Annotated in this window: 17 protein-coding genes; 16 read left to right on the top strand and 1 reads right to left on the bottom strand. The window is 27.1% G+C overall.

What is annotated here, in order from left to right; translation table 11 throughout:
- Positions 1–243 precede the first annotated feature (243 nt).
- The 8 genes from glmU (at position 244) to tsf (ending at position 10298) form a co-directional block, all read left to right on the top strand.
- Positions 244–1620 (top strand): bifunctional UDP-N-acetylglucosamine diphosphorylase/glucosamine-1-phosphate N-acetyltransferase GlmU, encoded by a 1377-nt coding sequence (gene glmU, locus VJI94_RS01970; protein ID WP_324008113.1) that lies wholly within the window; start codon positions 244–246, stop codon positions 1618–1620.
- Positions 1621–1644: 24 nt separating this feature from the next.
- Positions 1645–2607: a ribose-phosphate diphosphokinase gene (locus tag VJI94_RS01965; RefSeq protein ID WP_248109571.1), complete on the top strand. Its 963-nt coding sequence runs from the start codon at positions 1645–1647 to the stop codon at positions 2605–2607.
- Positions 2597–3184, top strand: coding sequence for an aminoacyl-tRNA hydrolase (pth, locus tag VJI94_RS01960; protein WP_281703636.1), 588 nt, complete (start codon positions 2597–2599; stop codon positions 3182–3184). The genes VJI94_RS01965 and pth overlap by 11 nt, the downstream gene beginning before the upstream one ends.
- A 36-nt stretch (positions 3185–3220) precedes the next feature.
- Positions 3221–6727, top strand: a complete 3507-nt coding sequence (gene mfd, locus VJI94_RS01955; RefSeq protein ID WP_324008112.1) for a transcription-repair coupling factor — start codon at positions 3221–3223, stop codon at positions 6725–6727.
- Between the two features lie 74 nt (positions 6728–6801).
- Positions 6802–7788 (top strand): peptidylprolyl isomerase, encoded by a 987-nt coding sequence (locus VJI94_RS01950; RefSeq protein WP_029949141.1) that lies wholly within the window; start codon positions 6802–6804, stop codon positions 7786–7788.
- A 118-nt stretch (positions 7789–7906) separates the two neighbouring features.
- Positions 7907–8185: an HU family DNA-binding protein gene (locus VJI94_RS01945; RefSeq protein ID WP_004833235.1), complete on the top strand. Its 279-nt coding sequence runs from the start codon at positions 7907–7909 to the stop codon at positions 8183–8185.
- Between the two features lie 194 nt (positions 8186–8379).
- The gene (gene rpsB, locus VJI94_RS01940; RefSeq protein ID WP_041954078.1) at positions 8380–9141 is read left to right on the top strand and encodes a 30S ribosomal protein S2; all 762 of its coding nucleotides are present in this window, start codon (positions 8380–8382) and stop codon (positions 9139–9141) included.
- Positions 9142–9227: 86 nt separating this feature from the next.
- Complete coding sequence (tsf, locus tag VJI94_RS01935) at positions 9228–10298, top strand: translation elongation factor Ts (RefSeq protein WP_324008111.1); 1071 nt, start codon at positions 9228–9230, stop codon at positions 10296–10298.
- A 145-nt stretch (positions 10299–10443) separates the two neighbouring features.
- On the opposite strand, the gene VJI94_RS01930 is transcribed toward tsf, so the two are convergent.
- Positions 10444–11838 carry an MATE family efflux transporter gene (locus tag VJI94_RS01930; RefSeq protein WP_324008110.1) on the bottom strand — a complete coding sequence of 465 codons (1395 nt, stop codon included), beginning with the start codon at positions 11836–11838 and terminating at the stop codon, positions 10444–10446.
- A 380-nt stretch (positions 11839–12218) separates the two neighbouring features.
- Between VJI94_RS01930 and VJI94_RS01925 the strand changes: the two genes are divergently transcribed.
- The 8 genes from VJI94_RS01925 (at position 12219) to rpmB (ending at position 22856) form a co-directional block, all read left to right on the top strand.
- Positions 12219–13265 (top strand): ABC transporter substrate-binding protein, encoded by a 1047-nt coding sequence (locus tag VJI94_RS01925; protein WP_324008109.1) that lies wholly within the window; start codon positions 12219–12221, stop codon positions 13263–13265.
- A 98-nt stretch (positions 13266–13363) separates the two neighbouring features.
- Positions 13364–15010: an ABC transporter permease gene (locus VJI94_RS01920; protein ID WP_269755536.1), complete on the top strand. Its 1647-nt coding sequence runs from the start codon at positions 13364–13366 to the stop codon at positions 15008–15010.
- Positions 14982–15929 carry an ABC transporter ATP-binding protein gene (locus VJI94_RS01915; protein ID WP_324008108.1) on the top strand — a complete coding sequence of 316 codons (948 nt, stop codon included), beginning with the start codon at positions 14982–14984 and terminating at the stop codon, positions 15927–15929. Before VJI94_RS01920 ends, VJI94_RS01915 begins: the two co-directional genes overlap by 29 nt.
- Before the next feature lie 103 nt (positions 15930–16032).
- Positions 16033–16995, top strand: a complete 963-nt coding sequence (cdaA, locus tag VJI94_RS01910) for a diadenylate cyclase CdaA (protein WP_004833242.1) — start codon at positions 16033–16035, stop codon at positions 16993–16995.
- The gene (locus VJI94_RS01905) at positions 16970–18214 is read left to right on the top strand and encodes a YbbR-like domain-containing protein (protein WP_004833243.1); all 1245 of its coding nucleotides are present in this window, start codon (positions 16970–16972) and stop codon (positions 18212–18214) included. Before cdaA ends, VJI94_RS01905 begins: the two co-directional genes overlap by 26 nt.
- 59 nt (positions 18215–18273) lie before the next feature.
- Entirely contained in the window at positions 18274–20526 is a 2253-nt protein-coding gene (locus VJI94_RS01900; protein WP_324008107.1) for an ATP-dependent helicase, read from the top strand.
- 2 nt (positions 20527–20528) lie between these two features.
- The gene (ligA, locus tag VJI94_RS01895; protein WP_324008106.1) at positions 20529–22517 is read left to right on the top strand and encodes an NAD-dependent DNA ligase LigA; all 1989 of its coding nucleotides are present in this window, start codon (positions 20529–20531) and stop codon (positions 22515–22517) included.
- 132 nt (positions 22518–22649) lie between these two features.
- Entirely contained in the window at positions 22650–22856 is a 207-nt protein-coding gene (gene rpmB, locus VJI94_RS01890; protein ID WP_009372827.1) for a 50S ribosomal protein L28, read from the top strand.
- Positions 22857–22938 lie beyond the last annotated feature (82 nt).

Genomic DNA, 22938 nt, shown 5'->3' with positions numbered 1-22938 from the left:
TTTGCGTATATCTCTTTTGTTTTTTTTGAGTATATGTGTTATAATTAATATAGTTTTATGCCTTGTGATAAAACTATAATTTTATTTGTAATTCTGAATAGAATTAAAATAAAATTTCATCGTATTTTACAATAAGAAAATGTCTAAAAATGGAAAATATGATATATTAATTATAAAAAAGATACTTACTTAATTGAATATTATAATTTGTGATATAGATTTGTTATAGTTAGGAGTTGAAATATGAATATTACAATAATATTGGCCGCAGGTGAAGGAACTAGAATGAAAAGTAGGAAATCAAAGGTTTTACATAAAATTGTTAATCGAACTTTGGTTGATTATGTTTATGACGCTAGTTGTGATGCAGGTAGTGATAAAACTATAATTATTGTTGGAAAAAATAAAGTTGAAGTTGAAGAAAAGTTTAAAGATAAAGTGCTATATAAAGAACAAAAAATCGGTAAAGAATATCCTTATGGAACGGGTTATGCAGTTCAACTTGCTGTAGATGAGATCAATGATGACGATAATGTTTTAATTTTGAGTGGAGATACTCCTTTAATAAAAGGGGAAACTTTGCAAAAGTTGTTAGAAGAACATATTGCCATGAATTCAAAAGCAACTGTTCTTACGGCATTTATCAATGATACTACAGGATATGGTCATATTATAAAGGACAATAATGGTAAATTTTTAAAAATAGTCGAAGATAAGGATGCTACTATTGAAGAAAAGAGAGTCAAAGAAATAAATTCAGGAATTTATGTTTTTAATGGGAGAGCATTAAAAAATTCAATAACAAAAATTGATCAAAATAATGTTCAAAATGAGTTATATCTTACAGATGCAATTAAAGTTTTAGTTCAAGATGGAGAGCATGTTTCAACATATAAACTTGATGATATTGAAGAAATTTATGGTATAAATTCTAAACTTCAACTATTTGAAGCTGAAAAAATTATGCGTTATAGAATAAATTCTGAATATATGAAAAATGGCGTTATAATGGAAAATCCGGAAAACACTGTTATTGAAAAAGGAATAAGTATAGGAATAGATACATTTATTGGAAGTGGTGCCAGAATTTTTGGAAATACCAGTATAGGAGAAAATGTATATATAACAGGAGATTCTTTTATAGAAAATTCTGTTATAGGAAATGATGTTGTAATTAGAAGTTCTTACATAGAGAATAGTACTATTGGAGATTCTGTAACTATGGGACCTTTTGCTCATCTTAGACCAAAGAGTATTTTAAAAAATAAAGTTCATATAGGAAATTTTGTTGAAGTTAAAAATTCAACAGTTGGAGAAAATACTAAAGCTGGTCATTTATCCTATATTGGAGATGCAATTGTAGGAAAAGATGTAAATATGGGTTGTGGTTCTATTTTAGTAAATTACGATGGAAAAAATAAACACATTTCTGAAATCGGAGATGGCTGTCTTGTAGGTAGTAATTCTAATATAGTTTCTCCAGTAAAAATTGCAAATGATACTTTTATTGCCGCTGGAACTACTGTTGTTTCAGATGTGGAAAATGAAGGTTCTTTAATAATTGGACGTAGTGAAACTTTTGAAAAAGAAAATTGGGTTTATAAAAAGAATTTAAAATAAAAAAGTAATATTTTAGGAGGAATTATGTTAGCTTATACTGGACCTATGAAAATTTTTTCAGGAACTGCAAATAGAAAGTTTGCAGAAGATATTTGTAAATGTCTTGATATGCCATTGGGGGAAATTAATATCGGGAAATTTAGTGATGGTGAAATTAATCTTTCAGTTGAGGAAACTGTAAGAGGTTATGATGTTTACATCATTCAACCAACTTGCAATCCAACTAATGATAATCTAATGGAAGTATTAATTATGGTTGATGCTTTCAAGAGAGCTTCTGCGGGAAGAATTAATGTAGTTATTCCATATTATGGATATGCAAGGCAAGACAGAAAAACAAAAGCTAGAGAACCAATTACAGCAAAATTAGTTGCTAATTTGATTGAAAAATCAGGGGCTGATAGAGTTATAACTATGGATTTACACGCCGGACAAATTCAAGGATATTTTGATATTCCTGTAGATCATCTATCCGCTATTAAACCTCTTGCTGATTTCTTCAAGGATGAGTTAAAAGATGAAGACAAAAAAGATATGGTTGTAGTTTCTCCTGATTTAGGTGGAGTTACTAGAGCTAGAAATTTCTCTAATTATTTGGATTTGCCTATTGCTATCTTAGAAAAGAGGAGACCTCGTCCAAATGTTTCTGAAGTGATGAATGTTATAGGGGATATTGAGGGGAAAACTTGTATAATTGTAGATGATATTATAGATACAGCTGGAACTATTACAAATGCTGCAAATGCTTTAATAGCAAAGGGAGCAAAAAAAGTTTATATTACTGCAACTCATGGGGTATTTTCAGGAAAAGCGATAGAAAATATTGCTAATTCAAAAGTTGAGAAATGTGTTGTAACGGATACAATCCCTCAAGAAAAAAATTTAGGTGGAAAAATCGAAGTTGTATCAGTTGCCCAATATTTTGCAAAGGCTATTGATAGAATAAATAACAATAGACCCGTGAGTATGCTATTTGATGGAAGATAATACATTTTTAATTGTAGGTCTTGGAAATCCCGGTAAAAATTATATTGGAACCAGACATAATGTAGGATATGGTGTTATTGATATTTTAGCTGAAAAGTATAGTATCAATATGAAAAAAGAAAAATTTAAATCTTTTTACGGTCAAATAAATATGTTTGGGAAGAAGTGTATCTTTCTAAAACCTCTTACTTATATGAATTTGTCAGGAGAAGCAGTTATAGATGCGGTAAATTATTTTAAAATAAAACCGGAAAATATTATAGTTGTAGTGGATGATATAGACATTCCTTTTGGAACTGTCAGAATTAAGAAAAAGGGAAGTGCCGGTACACATAATGGGTTAAGATCAATAATCTATCATTTAGAAACAGAAAATTTTCCTAGAGTTAAGATAAGCGTTGGTAAATGTCCGGATTATATGAATTTAAAAGATTTTGTTTTAAGTAAATTTTTACCATCTGAAGAGAAAATTTTGAAAAAAGAATTGGAAATTTCTGCAGATGCAGTTGAAGAAATAATAAAAAACGATGTTGACAAAACAATGTGTAAATTTAATGGAATGTGTATAGAGGAATAATATTCCTCTATATTTTTTATAAACGAGGAGTTAATTATGAATTTTTTAATTGATTTTTTAAAGAATAATGAATCATATTTGGATATGATTTCAGGTTTAAAATCAAATAATGTTCCAATTTATTGTAATGGACTTATCAAAGAGAGTCTATTCCATTTAATATATTCTATTTTTAATGATTTGCCCGATAAAAATTTAGTTTTACTTGTTGAAAACGAAAATAGAGCTAATGAACTTTGTGATGAATTGAAAAGTTTGGTAGGAGATAAAGTTGTAGTTTATCCAAATTTTGAGATAAGATTTCACAATATCAATAGTTTAGAAACAAATCTTGAAAATATTAGAATTGAGATAATGAATAGACTTCTCTCTAAAGAGAAATTCATAATAATTACAACTGCAAGTGCTTTATCAAAAAAAATCAGCACACCAAAATTTTTTAAATCACATTATATTTATATTGATGAAAATTTGGAAGTAAATCTTAAAGAATTGACAGAAAATTTAATTAAAATGCATTATGATAGAGTTGACTTCGTTGAAGCAAAAGGTCAATTTTCAATAAGAGGATCTATTTTTGATATTTTTCCCGTAAATTTTAAAAATCCGATAAGAATAGAATTGTTTGGAGATGATATTGATTCCATACGTATTTTTGATATTAACAGTCAAAGATCTGTTGAAAAATTGAATAAGGTGGAAATAATACCTGCAAAAGAAATGGTATTGTCAAAATCTGATGTTGAAAATATTTTAAATGGTTTGAATAAAGATATTGAAAAGTTACAAAAATTAAAACTGTTTGGAAAAGATATTGAGAAATCAACAGAAAAATTTTATCAAATTTATAATGATTTAAAGATAAATTACCATATTTCAAATATGGATTTAATCTCTCCCTATATAAGAAAAGGTAGCTATTCAACTCTTTTAGATTATTTGGCTCAAGATTCAATAATATGTGCTGAGGATATTTTAAAAATTTATGATAGAAATTTGGAAATAGAAAATTTATTCCATGAAAATGTAGTATTTTCTATTGAGAATGCAGAAATTTTAGACTCACATAAAGATATTTTGATTCCTTTTGAACATATTTTAAGGAGAATAAAGGATTTTAGTATAATTAATTTCACACAACTATTAAAAAGAACAAAAATAATAAATCCAAAAAGTATTATAAATTTAAAAACTATTGAAGCTGAGATATTTAATAGAAAATTTGATTTATTATTTCAGAATTTGAAATCTAAATTACAAAGAGGGTATAAAATTGTTATCTTTGCGGGTTCATTGGAAAAGGCAAATAATTTAAAGGAAATTTTATATGCAGAAAATATAAATTCCAATATACTTGAAGGATTAGAATTCGAATTAAAAAGTTCTATCTTAGGAATTTCTACTTTAAATTTAGAATCAGGTTTTGAATATCCAATTCAAAAAGTACTGTTTTTAACACATAAAGAAATTTATGGAACTGTAAAAAAAACTTCTAAAAAAACTAGAAAAAAAAGCAAAGAGAATTTACTTGACTACACAGATTTAAATGTTGGAGATTTTGTAGTTCACGAAAATCATGGAATTGGAGAATATAGGGGAATTGAACAAATTGAGGTTGACGGTATTGTAAAAGATCATATTTTAATTTTGTATAAAGGAAATGATAAATTATACATTCCAACGGACCAAATGAATTTAATTCAAAAATATATTGGTAAAGACGGATATAAACCAAAATTAAATAAATTAGGTTCTAATGATTGGATAAAAACTAAGACTCGCGCTAAAAAAGTTTTAGATGAAATTGCAATAGATTTAGTTCAGCTCTATGCGAAAAGAGATAAAATAAGAGGTTTTGCTTTTTCGGAAGATACAACTTGGCAAAAAGAATTTGAAGATAGTTTTATTTATGAAGAAACATATTCACAACTTAGAGCAATCAATGAAATAAAGAAAGATATGGAGCAGTTTAAACCAATGGACAGATTGCTTTGTGGAGATGTAGGATATGGGAAAACAGAAGTTGCCTTAAGAGCTGCATTTAAAGCAATGATGGATGATAAGCAAGTAGCATTTCTAGTTCCAACTACCATACTTGCTCAACAGCATTATAATACTGCTATTGATAGAATTGGAAATTTTCCTGTTGAAATTGAAATGCTTAGTAGATTTAGAAGTCCTGCAAAGCAAAAAGAGATTTTGAAAAATGTGAAAAACGGAAAAGTAAATTTACTTATAGGTACACATAAATTATTGTCAAAAAATTTGGAATTTAAGGATTTAGGACTTCTGATAATAGATGAAGAACAAAGATTTGGTGTTAAACATAAAGAGACCTTAAAAAAAATAAAAGAAAATATTGACGTATTATCTTTATCTGCAACACCAATTCCAAGAACTATGCAAATGAGTTTAGTTGGAATTAGAGATATGAGCATTTTAGATGATCCGCCGGAAGAAAGAGTTACTATCGCTACATTTGTTTTAGAATATAATGATTCAATAATTCGTGAAGCAATTTATAAAGAAATAGATAGAGGTGGACAAGTTTATTTTGTCTATAATAGGATTCATGATATGGATAAAATGTATGTTGAATTATCAAGACTTGTTCCTGATGCTAAAATTGCGATGGCTTATAGTAAATTGTCTAACAAAGAGTTAGAGAATATAATGTATGATTTTCAAGAAGGAGAATATGATATATTACTATGTACTACAATAATTGAAACCGGTATGGATATAAAAAATTGTAATACTATGATTATATATGATGCAGATAAAATGGGTTTATCTCAACTTTATCAGTTAAAAGGACGAATCGGTCGTTCTACAAGAAGAGCTTATGCATATTTTACTTATGAAAAAGATAAAGTCTTAACTGAAATTTCAGAGAAGAGACTTATGGCAATAAGAGATTTTTCGGAATTTGGATCTGGTTTTAAAATAGCTATGAGAGACTTAGAGCTTAGAGGTGCTGGAAATATCTTAGGGGAATGTCAATCCGGACATATAGAGACTATCGGATATGAAATGTATGTTAGAATGTTGGAAGAAAGCATAAAAACTGTTAAGGGAGAAAATTTACAAATTAAAGATCAAACTACGATTGAATTATCAGTTGATGCGTATATTCCTTCAAATTATATAGTAGATAATAATCAGAAAATTGATATGTACAGAAAAATTGCTGCAATATCATCAAGAGATGACTTTGATGAAATTTATGATGAACTTACTGATAGATTTGGTAATGTTCCAACAACGGTATTAAATGTTATGAATGTTTCATATTTAAAGACTATTTCTACAGAGCTGAATTTTATAAGGATAATAGATAGAGAGAAGTCTGTCGTATTTAAATTTGAACAAACAAATAGAGATATTTTACAGCTAATAGGCAGATTATCAGATGTTTTATTTAGAAAAATTGAATTCAATTTAAATGAAAATGCGGAGTTAATATTTAATTACGATAAGGATAAATTATCAGAAAGTATTGATTTTGTTGAAAATTTGCTATTTTTAAAGCAAAAAAATTAAAAAAACTTTGACATTAATAAAAAAATAATGTATAATATCAAAAGATTAGAATATTAATCAAAAAGGAGAGAGATATGAAAAATAGATTTATAAAATTTGCAAGTGCTATTGCATTATCAGCTATGCTTTTAACTGCTTGTGCTTCGGCACCAAGAGGCGCGATGGTAAAAATTGGTGAAAAGTATATCACTAAGGATCAAGTACAAAAAGAGTATGATAGAGTAATTGCATCTTACTCAGACGAGCAAAAGGCGAAATATGATGAGTCAACTGAAGAAGGAAAAAAGGCTTCTTTGACTTTGAAGCAAAATATATTAGATATGTTTTCTAATATAGAAGTTGTTAAACAAAAATTTGCTAAGTTAGAAAAAGAATATAAAGACGAAGGTAAATCTGAAGAAGAAATAGCTAAAGTAAGCGTTACAGAACAAGAAATTAACGATAATCTTGCTAAAGTTAAAGAACAATTAGGTGATAAATTCAACGAAGAACTTGAAAAAGCCAAGCTTACTGAAGATGAATTAAAATATAAGATTGAGGACAATTTATATTCTACAAAATTTCAAACTTGGTTTAGTGAAAATTATGATCCAACTGATGAAGAAATTATGGAAAAATACAAAGGTAGTGACTTTGACGGTCCACAAATTAATGCAAGCCATATACTAGTTGAAAATGAAGAGGATGCAAAAAAAGTAAAGAGTCGTTTAGAAGCGGGAGAAAAATTTGAAGACGTTGCGACTGAAGTATCAAAAGATCCATCAGCTAAAAAGAATAAGGGAGTTTTAGGAACTTTCACTAAAGGGGTTATGGTTAAAGAATTTTATGATGCAGCTGTTAAATTAAAAGTTGGCGAAATTAGCGATCCGGTAAAAACTAAATTTGGCTATCATATAATAAAATTAAATGAAATTGTTGAAGATTACGATAAGTTTTCAGATGAAAGTAAAAAACGTATAAAGCAAAATCTAAAAAAATCTCTGTTATCTGAAAAATTCAAAACTGAGTTTGAAAAGATTCAAAAAGAAGTTGGGTACTTACCAATTAAAAATTTTAAATAAATTGGCTGAGTTGCTTGATATTTTTTGAAAATTAATATATAATAATATTGCACAATGGTTAAGTGACCATTTAATAGGCAATTATTAAATATAATAGTGTATTTAGGAGGAAATTTTAATGAACAAATCTGAATTATTGGCTAGTATGGCTGAAAAAGGAAAAATCACAAAAGTTGATGCTGAAAGAGCATTGAATGCTTTCATTCAAACTGTTGAAGAAACATTGGTAAAAGGGGAAAAAGTTCAATTAGTTGGTTTTGGAACTTTTGAAGCTAGAGAAAGAAAAGCAAGAAGCGGAAGAAACCCAAGAAACCCTAAAGAAGTTATCAAAATTCCAGCATCAAAAGCTCCAGTATTCAAAGCTGGAAAATCATTAAAAGAAATTGTAAATAAGTAATTTTTGATTGCTAATAAAAAATCAGACGCGTAGTCTGATTTTTTTGTAAAAATTTCGTTAGATATGTTGAAAAATGAAATATATTATGTTATAATATTTTGGTAAATAATCACATATTCTGATTGAACAAGCGTTGCCCAAGTGGTCCTTGTCAAGTTGATGAATATGGGTGGCTAAAAACAGGAGGTAAGAAAATGTCACAAGTAATTTTAATGAAAAACTTATTAGAAGCAGGAGTACATTTTGGGCACCAAACTAGAAGATGGAATCCAAAAATGTCAAAGTTTATCTTTACAGAAAGAAATGGAATCTATATCATAGATTTACAAAAAACTGTAAAACAAATTGAACAAGCATATGATTTTGTAAGAGAAATTGTTGCTGATGGTGGTAGAGTTCTTTTTGTTGGAACTAAAAAACAAGCTCAAGAAGCTGTTGAAACAGAAGCAAAAAGAAGTGGACAATTCTATGTTAGTCATAGATGGTTAGGTGGTATGCTAACTAATTATAAGACTATAAGAAAAAGAATTGAAAGATTGAAAAAATTAGAACTTATGGAAGAAGATGGAACTTTCCAAAGATTGCCTAAGAAGGAAGTAATTAAATTAAAAAGAGAAGCTGAAAAATTAGAAAAATTCTTAGGTGGAATTAAAGAAATGGATAAACTTCCGGATGTTCTTTTCGTTATAGATCCGAAGAACGAAAAAATTGCTGTAAATGAAGCAAAAATATTAGGTATTCCGGTTATTGGTGTTGTTGATACTAACTGCGATCCTGATGAAGTTGATATTGCTATTCCAGGTAACGACGATGCTATCAGAGCTGTAAAATTGTTAACAGGTACTATTGCAAATGCTATTGTTGAAGCTAAACAAGGAGAACAAGAAGAAACAGAAACTGTAGTAGAAGAAGTTGTAATGGAAACAGAAGAAGTTTCTGAAGAAGTGGCTGAATAATTAGTAAGTAGAATTTTTAAAGGGTAAGGATTTAAATTTTTAATATTTATCCTTACCTTGTTTTTTATAAATTATAGGAGGATTTTATGGAAATTACTGCAAAATTGGTAAAAGATTTAAGAGAAATTACTAGTGCCGGAATGATGGAATGTAAAAAGGCATTACAAGAAGTTAATGGAGATATGGAAAAAGCTATCGAATTTTTAAGAGAAAAAGGATTAGCTAAAGCTGCTAAAAAGGCAAACAAAGTTGCTGCTGAAGGTTTAATAACTTTAGTTATTGATGAAAATAATACTAAAGCTGCTCTTACAGAAGTAAATTCACAAACAGATTTTGTTGCTAAAAATGAAAATTTTGTAGCATTAACTAAAAAAGTTACTGAACATATATTTAATAATGAAATAAAAAATCTTGAAGAATTAAATAAGTCAACTATTGATGGAACTAATTTTGAAGAATTTTTAAAATTACAAATTTCTTCAATTGGAGAAAATATTGTAGTAAGAAGATTGGCATTTGCTAAAGCATGTTGTGAAAACAGCATAGTTTGCGGATATGTTCACTTTAATAAAAAAGTAGGAGTTATCCTAAAAGCTAATTGTGATAGTGAAGCAACAAAGAAAGGTGCAAAAGATTTATTACAAAACGTTTGTATGCATATCTCAGCAATGAAACCACAATATTTAAGTTATAAAGATTTAGATGTTGATTTTGTTGAAAAAGAATATCTAGCTCTTAAAGGATCAATTGAAAAAGAAAATGAGGAATTAGTTAGACTTGGAAAACAGTTAAAGAGGATTCCAAAATATGCTTCAATGTCTCAAATAACAGAAAAAGTTTTAGAAGATGAAAAAGAATTATTAAAAGAAGAATTGAAGAAACAAGGTAAGCCTGAAAAAATTTGGGATAAAATTTTGCCGGGACAAATTGAAAGATTTATTAAAGATAATACTTTGATTGATCAACAATATGCGTTATTCAGCCAACAATATGTATTGGATGATAATAAGACAGTTTTAGAAGCTGTAAATGATAAGGCAAAAGAATTAGGTGGAAATATCGAAATCGTAGAATACACTAGATTTGAAGTAGGCGAAGGATTGGAAAAGAAAGAAGAAAACTTTGCTGAAGAAGTTGCAAAACAAATGGGAATATAAAAATGGTTTTAAGACAGTGATTAATATCGCTGTCTTTTTTGCTTGAAAAATAAGATATTAAAATTTCAATAACTAAATGTATAATATATAGCAAAAATTGGTGGAAAATTTTCCACCAATTTTTGTACCAATCATATTATATATTTTATCTACAAAATGAACCCTGTTGCCATTTTCCTTTTAGATATATCAAATGAGCAATTATTGTTACTAAAATATTTGAAATTGCCATGGCGAGCCAAATTCCTGTTGCACCTTGTTTAGTGAAATACTTAAAGAAAAGTATTAATGGAATTCTTATTACCCAAAGTCTTATCATATCTATTGCCATTGAATATTTACTGTTTCCGGAGCCTTGAAAAAGACCCTGATATACAAAAAACATATTTAACATTACGAGAGTTATTAATGTATAAAACATATAACTATTTGCTTGAATCATAAGTTCTGATTCTTTTGGCGCATTTATAAAGAAAGATAAGATTTCATATCTGAATGTAAAACTTATAAATGCAATTAAAATTGACATAATAATTATTATAATAGATGCTTTTTTAAATGTTTCTTTTACTCTTTTTATATTATTATTTCCTATGTTTTGTCCAATTATTGATGTTATAGCAGATCCTATTCCACCAGGAGGTATATTCAATAGTCCACTTATTCTATTTACCATTCCATAAGCGGCAACAGTTTCTGTTCCATAGCTTTGAATAAATGAGTTCATTATCATGAAACCTATGGCAGTTCCAACTTGCCCTATTACTGATGGCAAAGTAATTCTGTAAATTCTTTTTAAGATATGTTTTTCCCATTTAATATATATTAAGCTATGTAGATTTAATTTTATTATATCTTTATTTATTCTTAAATGAATAAATCCTACTATAAACATAATTCCTTGTGTTAATACAGTTGCGAGAGCTGCACCTTTTACTCCAAGACCAAGTCCTGAAATTGATGTAAATGGTATTACATCAAAGATAAAAATTGGATTTAAAATCATATTTAATATAACACAAATTGTACTAATCATTGTAGGAATTGTGTTTTTCCCCTGAGCGGATAAAATTGATGAATATATATAATATAAAAATATAAATGGAATTCCAAGATAACTATATTTTAAATAGATTACACTGTATTTTGCAAGATTACCTGTAGCTCCCATCATTTTTACTATCAAATCAGCACTAAAATATCCTAACAACATAAATACTATCGAAAAGAGTAAAGAAATATTAATTAAAGTATCTGCATATTTTTGTGCGTGTAAAAAATCTTTTCGTCCTAATAATTGAGAAATTAAAGATATAGCTGCAATTGATAGTCCAATACCAATAGAATTAAATAGAAAAATAACAGGCCAAGTAAAACTTGTTGATGCAAATTCAGCAGTTCCTAATTTTCCAAGCCAAAAGGCATCCGCAAGAGAGTATAACTGTTGAATAAAATTGTTTAAAATAATTGGAATGGATATTATTGCGATTATTTTGTAAATATCACCATGTAGAATCATTTCACTTCGTTCTTTTTTCATACAACACCTCCCATAAAAATTTATGCCTTTATTATATTCCACAAATATAGTGGAATAAAACATATTTATATAAAAATTTTTGAAAAATATTTCTAAAATTAGTAAAATATTTATTTAGTTTGATCAAACTTTTTCGAAAATATTTCTCATAAATTATAGAAATTTATTATAATTAAATACAAATTTGTTAGTTATTTTAAAATTATAATATAAGCATAATATCAATGGTAAAAAATCATATTATCATATCAAAATAAATTATGATAAATTATAAAAATATGATATAATAATTATATCTTTATCCTTTGTGATAAAGTTGCATTTATTTTATTTCCATAATTATATTAAATAATATGGATTAGATAATTTAGGAGGAAAGTATGAAGAAATCAAGAATTTTATCTTTAATGCTTGCAGGTTTAATGTTAGTCAGTTGTCAACCAAAAAAAGCAGAGGATAAAAATGAAAAGAAAAAAGTAGAAACTACTAAGAATTTTGAAGGAAAGACATTAAATGTTGTAGCAACTTCAGAAAAGTATAAAAAACTTTTTGATAAATTTTCTGAAGAAACTAAAGCTAAAGTTGAATTCCTTTCAATGTCAAGTGGAGAAGTTATTGCTAAACTCAAAGCTGAAGGTGGAAAACCAAGTGCTGACGTTTGGTTTGGTGGAGGAATAGATGCCTTTATGAAAGCTAAATCAGATGGACTTTTAGAAATGTATAAACCTGAAGGATTTGATAAAATTAAAGAAGGATTTAAAGATAATGAGGGTTATTGGATTTCAAAGGGAGTTACAGTAGTAGGATTTTTAATTAATAATAAAATTTTAGAAGAAAAAGGGCTTAAAGTTCCAAAAACTTGGGCAGAAATTGTAGATTCTAAGTATAAAGATGAAATTATTATGGCAAATCCTGCTGTTTCAGGAACTAGTTTTGCCAATGTTAAAGGTCTTATAGATATGTATGGAGAAGAAAAGGCTTGGGAATATTTCAAAAAGTTAAATGATAATGTTAAGTTCTATGGGAAAAGAGGCAAAGATCCACAAGAAAAAACTGTTGCCGGAGAATTTGGAATTGGAATTATTCCAATTGATAAATCAGCTTTTGATGTAGCTGAAAAAAATAATTTAACTGCAATTTATCCTGAAGATGGTTTATGCTGGGTACCGGAAGGTGTAGCAATTTTTAAGAACAGTCCGAACCTTGAAGTTGCTAAAGCATTTGAAGACTTTATTTTAAGACCTGAAAATCAACAATTAATTGCTGAACTTGATGGAAAAGATGGTGCACAAATGGTAATTGAAGGGACTAAAGGTTATGATCTTGGTTTACCTAAAGATAAATTTATTAAAGAAGATATTAAAAGTTTTGGTTCGCAAAGAGATGACATTCTTAAGAAATGGGCAGAATTAACACAAGGAAAATAAAATTTTACGATGTTTTTCATCGATAATATTTTTAAAAATCTTGTTGTTTTACAATAGAAAATAGGGAGAGCAATCTCCCTTTTTAATTAGATAAAGTTATGAAAAGATATTTTAAATTTATAGATACAATTATTATATTTACTCTTGTTTTTTGTTTATTTACTTTTATTTTATTTCCTTTTTTAAAAGTTTTTTATTCTACTTTTTTCAATGATGGAAAATTTACTTTAGAAGGATTTGCATTTTTAAAAACACAGAGTAAACTTTTATATAATTCAATTTTTGTAGCATTTTTTGCTACTATAATTACAACAATTGTTTCAGTTTCAATTGGAATTTTTTGTTTTACTATAAGAAAAAGTGTAAAGAAATTAATCTCATTTGTATTAATGATTACAATGATATCTCCGCCTTTTGTTTCATCATTAGCATATATAAAACTTTTTGGACGTAGGGGATTTATAACTCATGATATTTTTAACCTTTCATTAAATGCTTATGGATCTTTTGGTGTTATTCTAATGCAAAGTATAGGTCTTATATCATTGAGTGCTCTTATGATTATTTCTTCTCTTGATGGTATTGATAAGGAACAGATAAACAGTGCAAGATCACTTGGAGCAAAGACAAATAATATCATTTTAGATATTATTTTACCTCAATTATTGCCTAGTATAAAAGTTGTTGCAATTTTGAGTTTTATAAGAAGTATTGCCGATTTTTCTACACCTTTAATAATAGGTGGATCCTTTGAAACTTTAGCTTCAAAATCATATAATGTTTTCATTTCTGATGGAAATATTGTTCAAGCTGGAGCGATGAATATAATACTTTGTATTCCGGTTATTTTTACTTTTATATTTTATATAAAGAACTCAAAAATAATCTCAAATACAAACTTTGGATCTAATATATCAGAAGTAAATATTAAAAAGAAAGGTATTATTTTTTCTTTCGCTGTTTTTTTATCAACAGTATTTTTGATTTTATTAATTTTACAGTACAGTTCAATAGTTTTATCTGCTTTTACAGATTATTCAAAAGGAAAATTATATTTTACATTTGAACATTTTGCAGGAATAAAAAATTATATAGATAAAACTGTTTTTAGAAGTATTTATTATTCATTAATTTCAGCTTTTTTTGGAAGCTTAATAGGACTATTACTGCAATATTATATTCATATAAGAAAAGTAAAATTTCTAAGGATATTTGATTTTATTGCTACAATGCCATACATGTTACCGGGAACTTTCTTTGGTATTGGTTATATATTAGCTTTTAATAATTATCCAATTTACATTACAGGAACGGCTTTGATTGTGATTTTAAATGTTACTTTTAAACAACTTCCTTTTTCTACAAAAATATTTAGTTCAAGTTTAGAAACAATAGATGAGAATCAAATTTTAAGTGCTAAGGACTTAGGTGCCAATGAATTTTATATTTTTAAAGATGTAATACTATCACATACGAAAAATCATTTTGTCATAAGTATGATAAACGGATTTAACAGTACTATGACTACAGTGGGGTCTATAATTTTTATCGTTTATCCTGCACAAAAAGTTTTAACTCTTGTCATGTTTGATGTTATAAATAGTGGTAAATATAATACAGCATCAGTTTTAGCTCTATTGATAATTCTGATTTGTTTAAGTTTTAGTTTGCTATTTATGTTGATTAATTATATTTTAAATAAATTAGGAGATTTTTATGTTTTTAGAAGTAAAAAATTTATGTAAAAATTATGGGAAAAAAGAAGTTTTAAAAGATATTAATTTTTCTCTTGATGAAGGAAATATTCTATGTATATTAGGACCTTCCGGTTGCGGAAAAACCACTATTTTAAATTCGATTGGAGGTTTTATTAAAAATAATTCCGGACGAATTATTTTAGATGGTGAAGACGTAACTTTATTAAGTCCGGAAAATAGAAATATTTCTACTGTTTTTCAATCTTATGGATTATTTAGTAACAAAAATGTTTTGGAAAATGTGGCTTATGGATTAAAATTTAGAAATGTAAAAAAACAAGACAGAATGAAACAGTCTATGGAAATTTTAAAAATAGTTGGGCTTGAAGGATATGAAAACAAAAAAATTCATGAGTTATCTGGAGGTCAAAGGCAAAGAGTTGCTCTTGCCAGAAGTTTGGTTATAAATCCAAGACTTATTTTACTTGACGAACCTTTTTCAAATCTTGATAAAAGCTTAAGAAATACAATGAGAAATGAGATAAAAAAACTTGTAAAATATTTTAAAATGACAACAATACTTGTAACTCATGACCAAGAAGATGCTTTTATAATGGCAGATAAAGTTATTTTGATGAATGAAGGAAAAATAATTCAAAACTCAACCATTACAGAGCTATATAATTTTCCGAATAGTGAATTTTCTCTTTCATTTATTGGAAATTCAAATAAATTTGACAAAGAGAATTTTATTAGACCCGAAAAAATAAAAATAGTTGACTATGAAACTGATATTCCTGCTAATATTTTTGAAAAACAATTTAGAGGGGCGTTTATAGAATATCAGCTAAAATTAAAGGGAAATGATGAAGAAATTTTAAAAGTTATAGAATTAAATACAGGAAAAGAGAAAAACATTGGAGATGATGTTTTTATTGAGTACAAAGTACAAAAACTTTCAAATTAATTGGAAGTTTTTTCCTTTTTCTATATTATTGAAATGTTGAATTTTAGTTTATATTATATTATAATTAATATGTAAATTATAAAAATTAGAAAGATGTGATTTTATGGGTTTAGATAAATTAGTTTTTTTGTTGTCAACAATAAGGATAACAGATGTTATAGATATATTTATAGTCAGTTTTATGTTTTATAAGTTATTTGCTTTGATAAGAGGAACAAGAGCAACTCAGCTTATAAAGGGAATTTTATTCATTTTTATAGGTTCAAAACTTAGTGAATTTTTTAAACTTTATACTATAAGTTGGATTTTAAATAATGCGGTTACTGTTGGATTTATTGCTATTCTAATTGTATTTCAACCGGAACTTAGGAGAATTTTGGAACATATTGGAAATAATAAACTTTTAAAACCGGTTAATTTTGAAGAATCTAGAAGTAATGCTAATGTTATTGAAGAAATTGTTAAGGCAACTTATTCTTTAGCAGGTAAAAAAATAGGGGCGTTGATGGTTTTAGAGAGAAAAACCGGACTTAGAGATATTATTGAAACTGGTATTTCTTTAAATTCTGATATTTCTTATGAATTACTTATGAATATATTTATTCCTAATACTCCTTTGCATGATGGAGCAGTTGTTATAAGCAATGATCATATTATAGCAGCATCTTGTTTTTTGCCATTAACAGATAACAAACAAATTTCTATGGAGCTAGGAACAAGACATAGGGCAGGTATTGGTATTTCCGAAAAATCTGATGCTATAGTAATTGTTGTTAGTGAAGAAACAGGATATGTTTCTATTTGTGAAAAATCAAAAATAAATAGAAATGTTTCAAAGGAGTATTTATTGAATTACTTGGTTGAAAATTTTGTTGTCGAAGAAAAAAATACAAATTCCTTTAAAGAAATTTTCCAAAATTTATTTGAAAACAAAGAAATTTCAAAAGAATCTGTAACAAAGGAAGAACTTAAAGAGGAAGTTAAAAAAGAAATTATTGACGATATAAAAGAAGAAGTTAGTGAAATTGTTGAAAATCAAGGTGATAAAGTTGTTAAAAAAGATTAATATAAAGAGTATAATTGAGTTAGTAAAAAAAGATTTTAAATTAAAATTAATTTCGTTATCTGTTGGGATTGTTATGTGGTTTCTAGTAATTGGAGGAGTTAATCCTGTGGTTACAAGACAATTTACTGATGTTCCTGTAAGTTTTAAGAATCAATCTGTTTTAGAATCTAGAAAATTGATAAGAGTTAGTCCTGAAAATCCAACGGTAACGGTTACTATAACAGGAAAAAGAAGTGATGTTTATTCTGTGAATAAGAGTGATATTGTTGCAGAAGTAAATTTACAAAATGGAATAACATCTGGAGCACATAGATTGTCTATTAACTATAAGGTTCCATATAATGTTCAGTTTAAATCAGCTTCAGATAATGATTTGCTTGTAACTTTGGATGAAGAGATAAGTAAGACTTATAAAGTAGAAGTAGAAACTATTGGGCAGATAAAAAATAAAAATCAAGTTGTTGCTAAAAAAGAACCTGCAGATTCTGAAGTTGTAGTTAAAGGTCCTGTAAGCTATGTAAATAAAGTAAAGAGAGTTCGTTGTGTAGTGGATGTTACTAATAAGGACGGAGACGAAGTGGTTCAGTCTAAAATTGTTCCTGTTGATGAACTCAATAAAGAAGTCAAAAAGGTCAGTCTTAGCAAAACAGATACTAATGTTTCTATCGGATTTAAGAACTTTAAAGAAGTTCCAATAAAATTGGTAGAGATAAATTCACCGCCTAGTGATGTAAGAATTTTAAAGAAAGATATTGTTCCTAATATAATTTCTATAGTTGGAAATTTGACAAGTTTAGAGCAAATTTCTCAGATAAATACTAAACCTTTTGATTTATCACAAATAAAAGAATCTGGTTCGTATAACCTGAATTTAGAATTGCCATCTGATGTAACACTTGTTAATAATGATCTTAAAGTTGTTATCAATATTGATGTTGATAAAAAAATTGAAAAAACTTTAGAAATAGATACTTCAAATATTGAAATAGAAAATGAATCCGGAAAAGATATTCTCTTGAAGGGTTTACAAGATAAGGTTAAAGTTACTGTAAGAGGTTATGAATCGGATTTGGCTAAACTTAATGCAGAGGATATAAGACTTTACATTTCAGTAAAAAAAGAAGACGTTGGCAAAAATGTTCAAATAAAAGCTAAAAATATTGAAAATATTGAAATCGCAAAGATTTCAAATGATATTGTTCAAGCTATTGGAAAATAAATTTTAATTAAGCAATGGTAAACCCATTGCTTTTTTATAAATAATTAATGAGGTTATATATGGATTTATTAAAAGGATTAAATAATAAACAATTAGAGGCTGTGGAGCATTTTGGTTCTCCATTGTTGGTTCTTGCAGGAGCAGGAAGTGGAAAGACTAAGGTATTAACTACAAAAATTGCTTATGCAGTTTTAGAAAAAAATGTAAGTGAATACGAAATTTTAGCTATCACCTTTACAAATAAAGCCGGAAAGGAAATGAAAGAGAGAATAGAAAATATCTTTAAAAGAGATATTTCTAGTATGTGGATAGGGACTTTTCACTCAATTTGTTCTAAAATTTTAAGGTTCAACATTGAGAAAATTGGATATTCGAATAATTTTACAATTTATGATAGAGATGATCAAAAATTAGTTTTAAAAGAAATTTTTAAGCAAAATCCTATATGGGAGAATGTACTTGGAGAGTTTAAAAATGCTGTAATTGGTATTATAAGTGATGCAAAGGGCAAAAATGTTAAACCAAGTGAGTTTTCTAAATATTTTTCTTTTGGAAATAATACTGATGTAGTCGAAAAGATTTATAAAAAATATGAAGAAATTTTGATTAATAATAACGCTCTTGATTTTGATGATTTGATTTTTAAAACTATTGAACTTTTCAAAAAATGTCCTGAAGTTTTAGGCTATTATGCTGAAAAATTTAAACATATTTATGTTGATGAATATCAAGATACAAATGATGCTCAATATGAAATTATAAAACTTTTAGCTTCAAAATATAAAAATATCTGTGCTGTTGGAGATATTGACCAATCAATATATGGTTGGAGAGGTGCAAATATTTCAAATATTTTAAATTTTGAAAATGACTTTCCAAATTCAAAAATAATTTTATTAGAAGAAAATTACCGTTCAACACAAAAGATTTTGGATTGTGCAAATGAACTAATTAAAAATAATGTAAATAGAAAAGAAAAAAATCTCTGGACAAAAAAAGAGGGTGGAGATGAAATAATTTATAAAAGCTATCAAAATGAAAATTATGAGGCCATAGAAGTTGCACAAAATATTTCAAATTTGATTTTTAAAGGATACAATTTATCTGATATTGCAGTTTTGTATCGTGCAAATTTTCAATCTTTTGCAATTGAAAATGCTTTAAGAAAAAATTCTATTGCATATAGGATGGTCGGAGGACTTAAATTTTATGATAGAAAAGAAATTAAAGATATTTTAGCCTATTTAAAACTTATTGCAAATCCGAAGGATGATAATGCTTTTAGAAGAATAATAAATTATCCTAAGCGTTCTATCGGGAATGTGAGTTTACAAAAGTTGGAAGATTATTGCAATTTAGAAAATATAAGCCTTTTTGACGGGTTATTTAGAAATGAATTTTTGGAGTCTGTAAGTAAAAAGTTAAGAACTGAATTTGAAAATTTTAGAGATATGATTTTTGGATTTATCACTTGTGTTGAAGATACAGAAATTGAAATTTTAGTTAAAGAGCTTTTAGAATCAATCAAATTTGTAGATTATTTAAGAGAAAATGAAAAGAAGGACTTTGAAAAGAAATCTGAAAATATAAATTTATTTTTAGAAGAAATTTCTAATAGTTATAAAGGAGTAAAATTATTAGAATATCTAGAAACTAATAGTCTTTTATCAGATATAGATAAGACTGAAGATGCAGATGATACAGTTACTTTAACTACTATTCATTCCGCAAAGGGACTTGAGTATAAGGTTGTATTCATAATTGGAATGAATGAAGGGATATTTCCAAGTGAAAGGTCAATTAAAGAGAGAGATGACGGTCTTGAAGAAGAAAGACGTCTTTTTTATGTTGCTATCACCAGAGCAAAGGAAAAACTTTTTATATCTTCAACAAAGAGTATGACCATGTATGGAAAATTAAATCTTTACAGGGTTTCAAGTTTTGTTGATGAAATAATAAATTATGTTGACGATAAAAGTATTAATCTTGAATTTAATTTCGATGAAGAAAGAGTTGCTACTTCAAAAATTAGAAATGATGCATATACGGATTACTCCAGAACCTATGTTTCTAATGCAGATCTTGGAAGAACGAAATTAGATAAACCATTAAATCATTATCAAAAACCAAATAAGACTTCATCTAAAGATGTTTATAAAGTTGGAGAAAAGATTATACATGAAAAATATGGTGAAGGAACTGTAATTAAATGTGAAAAAGCAGGAACAAAGGTTATGCTTATGGTTGCATTTGATGGAGAAGGAATTAAATTATTTGATATAAAAAAAGACAAGCGTATAAAGAGGGCTTAATAATGGATAAAATGAAAGAAATTGTAGAAAAATTAAATCTTTGGGCTTATCAGTATTATACATTAGACGAACCTATTGTAAGTGATGCTGAGTATGATAAACTCTATGATGAACTGTTAAGATTAGAAAAAGAAACAGGAGTAATTTTACCAAATTCTCCAACTCAAAGAGTAGGTGGAGAAGTTTTAGAAAAATTTGAAAAACATACACATTTAAAAGAGCTTTACAGTTTACAAAAGGCACAAAGTTTTGAAGAACTTGAAGAATTTCATAATAGATGTACTAAACTTTTGAAAGAATATAATTCTATCAATGATACTAAAAAGACTTTGGAATATTATGTTGAATTTAAATTTGATGGGCTAACAGTTAATCTGACTTATGATAATGGAATTTTAGTTTCTGCATCTACTAGAGGAAACGGAGTATATGGTGAAGAAGTTTTTGAACAAGTAAAGACAATAAAGAGTATTCCACTTAAAATTGAATATAAGGGTTTAGTAGAAATTCAAGGAGAAGCTATTATGCCACTTTCCGCTCTTGTAAAATATAATGAGACTGCTGAGGTACCTTTAAAAAATGCTAGGAATGCTGCTGCTGGTGCAATTAGAAATCTTGATCCTAAAAAAACTGCCAGTAGAAATTTAGATGCTTTTATTTACAATGTTGGCTTTAAGTCTGATGAACAATTCAAAACTCAAGAAGAAATGATTTCATTTTTAAAAGAAAATAAATTCAAAGTAAATGGATATGAAAAAAAATGTCTTAATATAAATGAAATTAAAGATAAAATAAAAGAAATAGATATTTTAAGAAAAAAAGTTGATTATTTGACAGATGGTGTTGTAATTAAAGTTAACGATTTTGAACTTAGGGAATTTTTTGGATATACTAATAAATTTCCAAGATTTGCAATAGCATATAAATTTGAAGCAGAGGAATATAGTACAGTTTTAAAAGAAGTTGTATGGAATGTAGGTAGAACAGGGAAAGTTACCCCTACAGCTATTTTAGAACCTGTTGAAATAGGAGATGTAACTGTTCAAAGAGCAACATTAAATAATTATGATGATATTTTAAGAAAAAAAGTAAAAATTAATTCAAGAGTTTTGATAAGACGTTCAAACGATGTTATTCCTGAAATTCTTGGAATAATGGACGAAGATAGTGAAAATGAGATAGAAATTAAAATGCCTACACACTGTCCTTATTGTAATAGTGAATTAATTAGAGATGGAGTACATTTTTTCTGTACAAATACTTTAGCATGTACACCCCAGTTAACCTCTTCACTTGTTCATTTTTCAAGTAAAAATGCAATGAATATCGAAGGACTAAGTGAAAAAACTATTGAACTACTATACGATAAATTAGGAGTTGATAAAGTTTATAAAATTTATGATTTAAAATATGATGAACTTATCACTCTAGAAAAATTTAAAGATAAAAAGGTTAATAATTTATTAAACTCAATAGAAGAGAGTAAAAAGGTAAATTTAGAGAACTTTATTTATGCACTTGGAATTAAAAATGTAGGGATTAAAACTGCAAAAGATTTAGCTAAAAAATATAAAAATTTAGATAATTTAAGAAATGCAACTGTTGAAGAACTACAACAAATTAATGATATTGGGGATGTTGTCGCTAATTCCATTTTTGAATTTTTTAATGATGAATACAGTAAAGATGCCTTAGATAAATTACTTGAAAAAGGAATAGAAGTAATTCCTTATGAAGAAATTTCAAAAAGTGAATTTACAGATAAGAAAATAGTAATAACAGGAACTTTTGAAAAATATAAAAGAAAAGATTTAGAAGATATATTTTCTCAAAATGGACTTATAGTTCAATCTGCAGTAGCCAAATCTACCGACTTTTTAGTTGTTGGAGAAAAGGCTGGTTCAAAATTGAAAAAGGCACAGGAGCTTGGAATTGAAATTATGACTGAAGAAAATCTTGAAAGTTTTTTACAAAGTATTAGTCTAAAATGATATATATTTTAATTTACATCTATATTGATTGCAAAAAAATATTTAATATGATCTACCTAAGTACTTGCAAAGGCGAGTATTCTATGATATAATACTAATGTTAAATTTGAGTTTGTAAAAGGAGGTATGAAAATGTCAAAAAGATGTGCAATTTGTGATAAAACAAAATTATTTGGAAATAAAGTAACTTTTTCACATAGAAAGAGCAGTAGATCATGGGGAGCAAATATTAGAAAAGTAAGAGTTGTTGTTGACGGCTCTGTAAAGAGAATTAATGTTTGTACTACATGTTTGAAGAGTGGTTTTGTTGAAAGACCTTCATTTACTTCAGCTGAATAATTATAATGAAAATTTTTAGGAAGATTATTATCTTCCTATTTTTTTGTTCAAATATTAAAAATTTTGTTTGAGAAATTTTATA

The organism is Parvimonas sp. D9, from assembly GCF_035282565.1.
GTDB classification, from domain to species: Bacteria; Bacillota; Clostridia; order Tissierellales; family Peptoniphilaceae; genus Parvimonas; species Parvimonas micra.
This window is presented reverse-complemented; position numbering and strand designations above follow the sequence as displayed.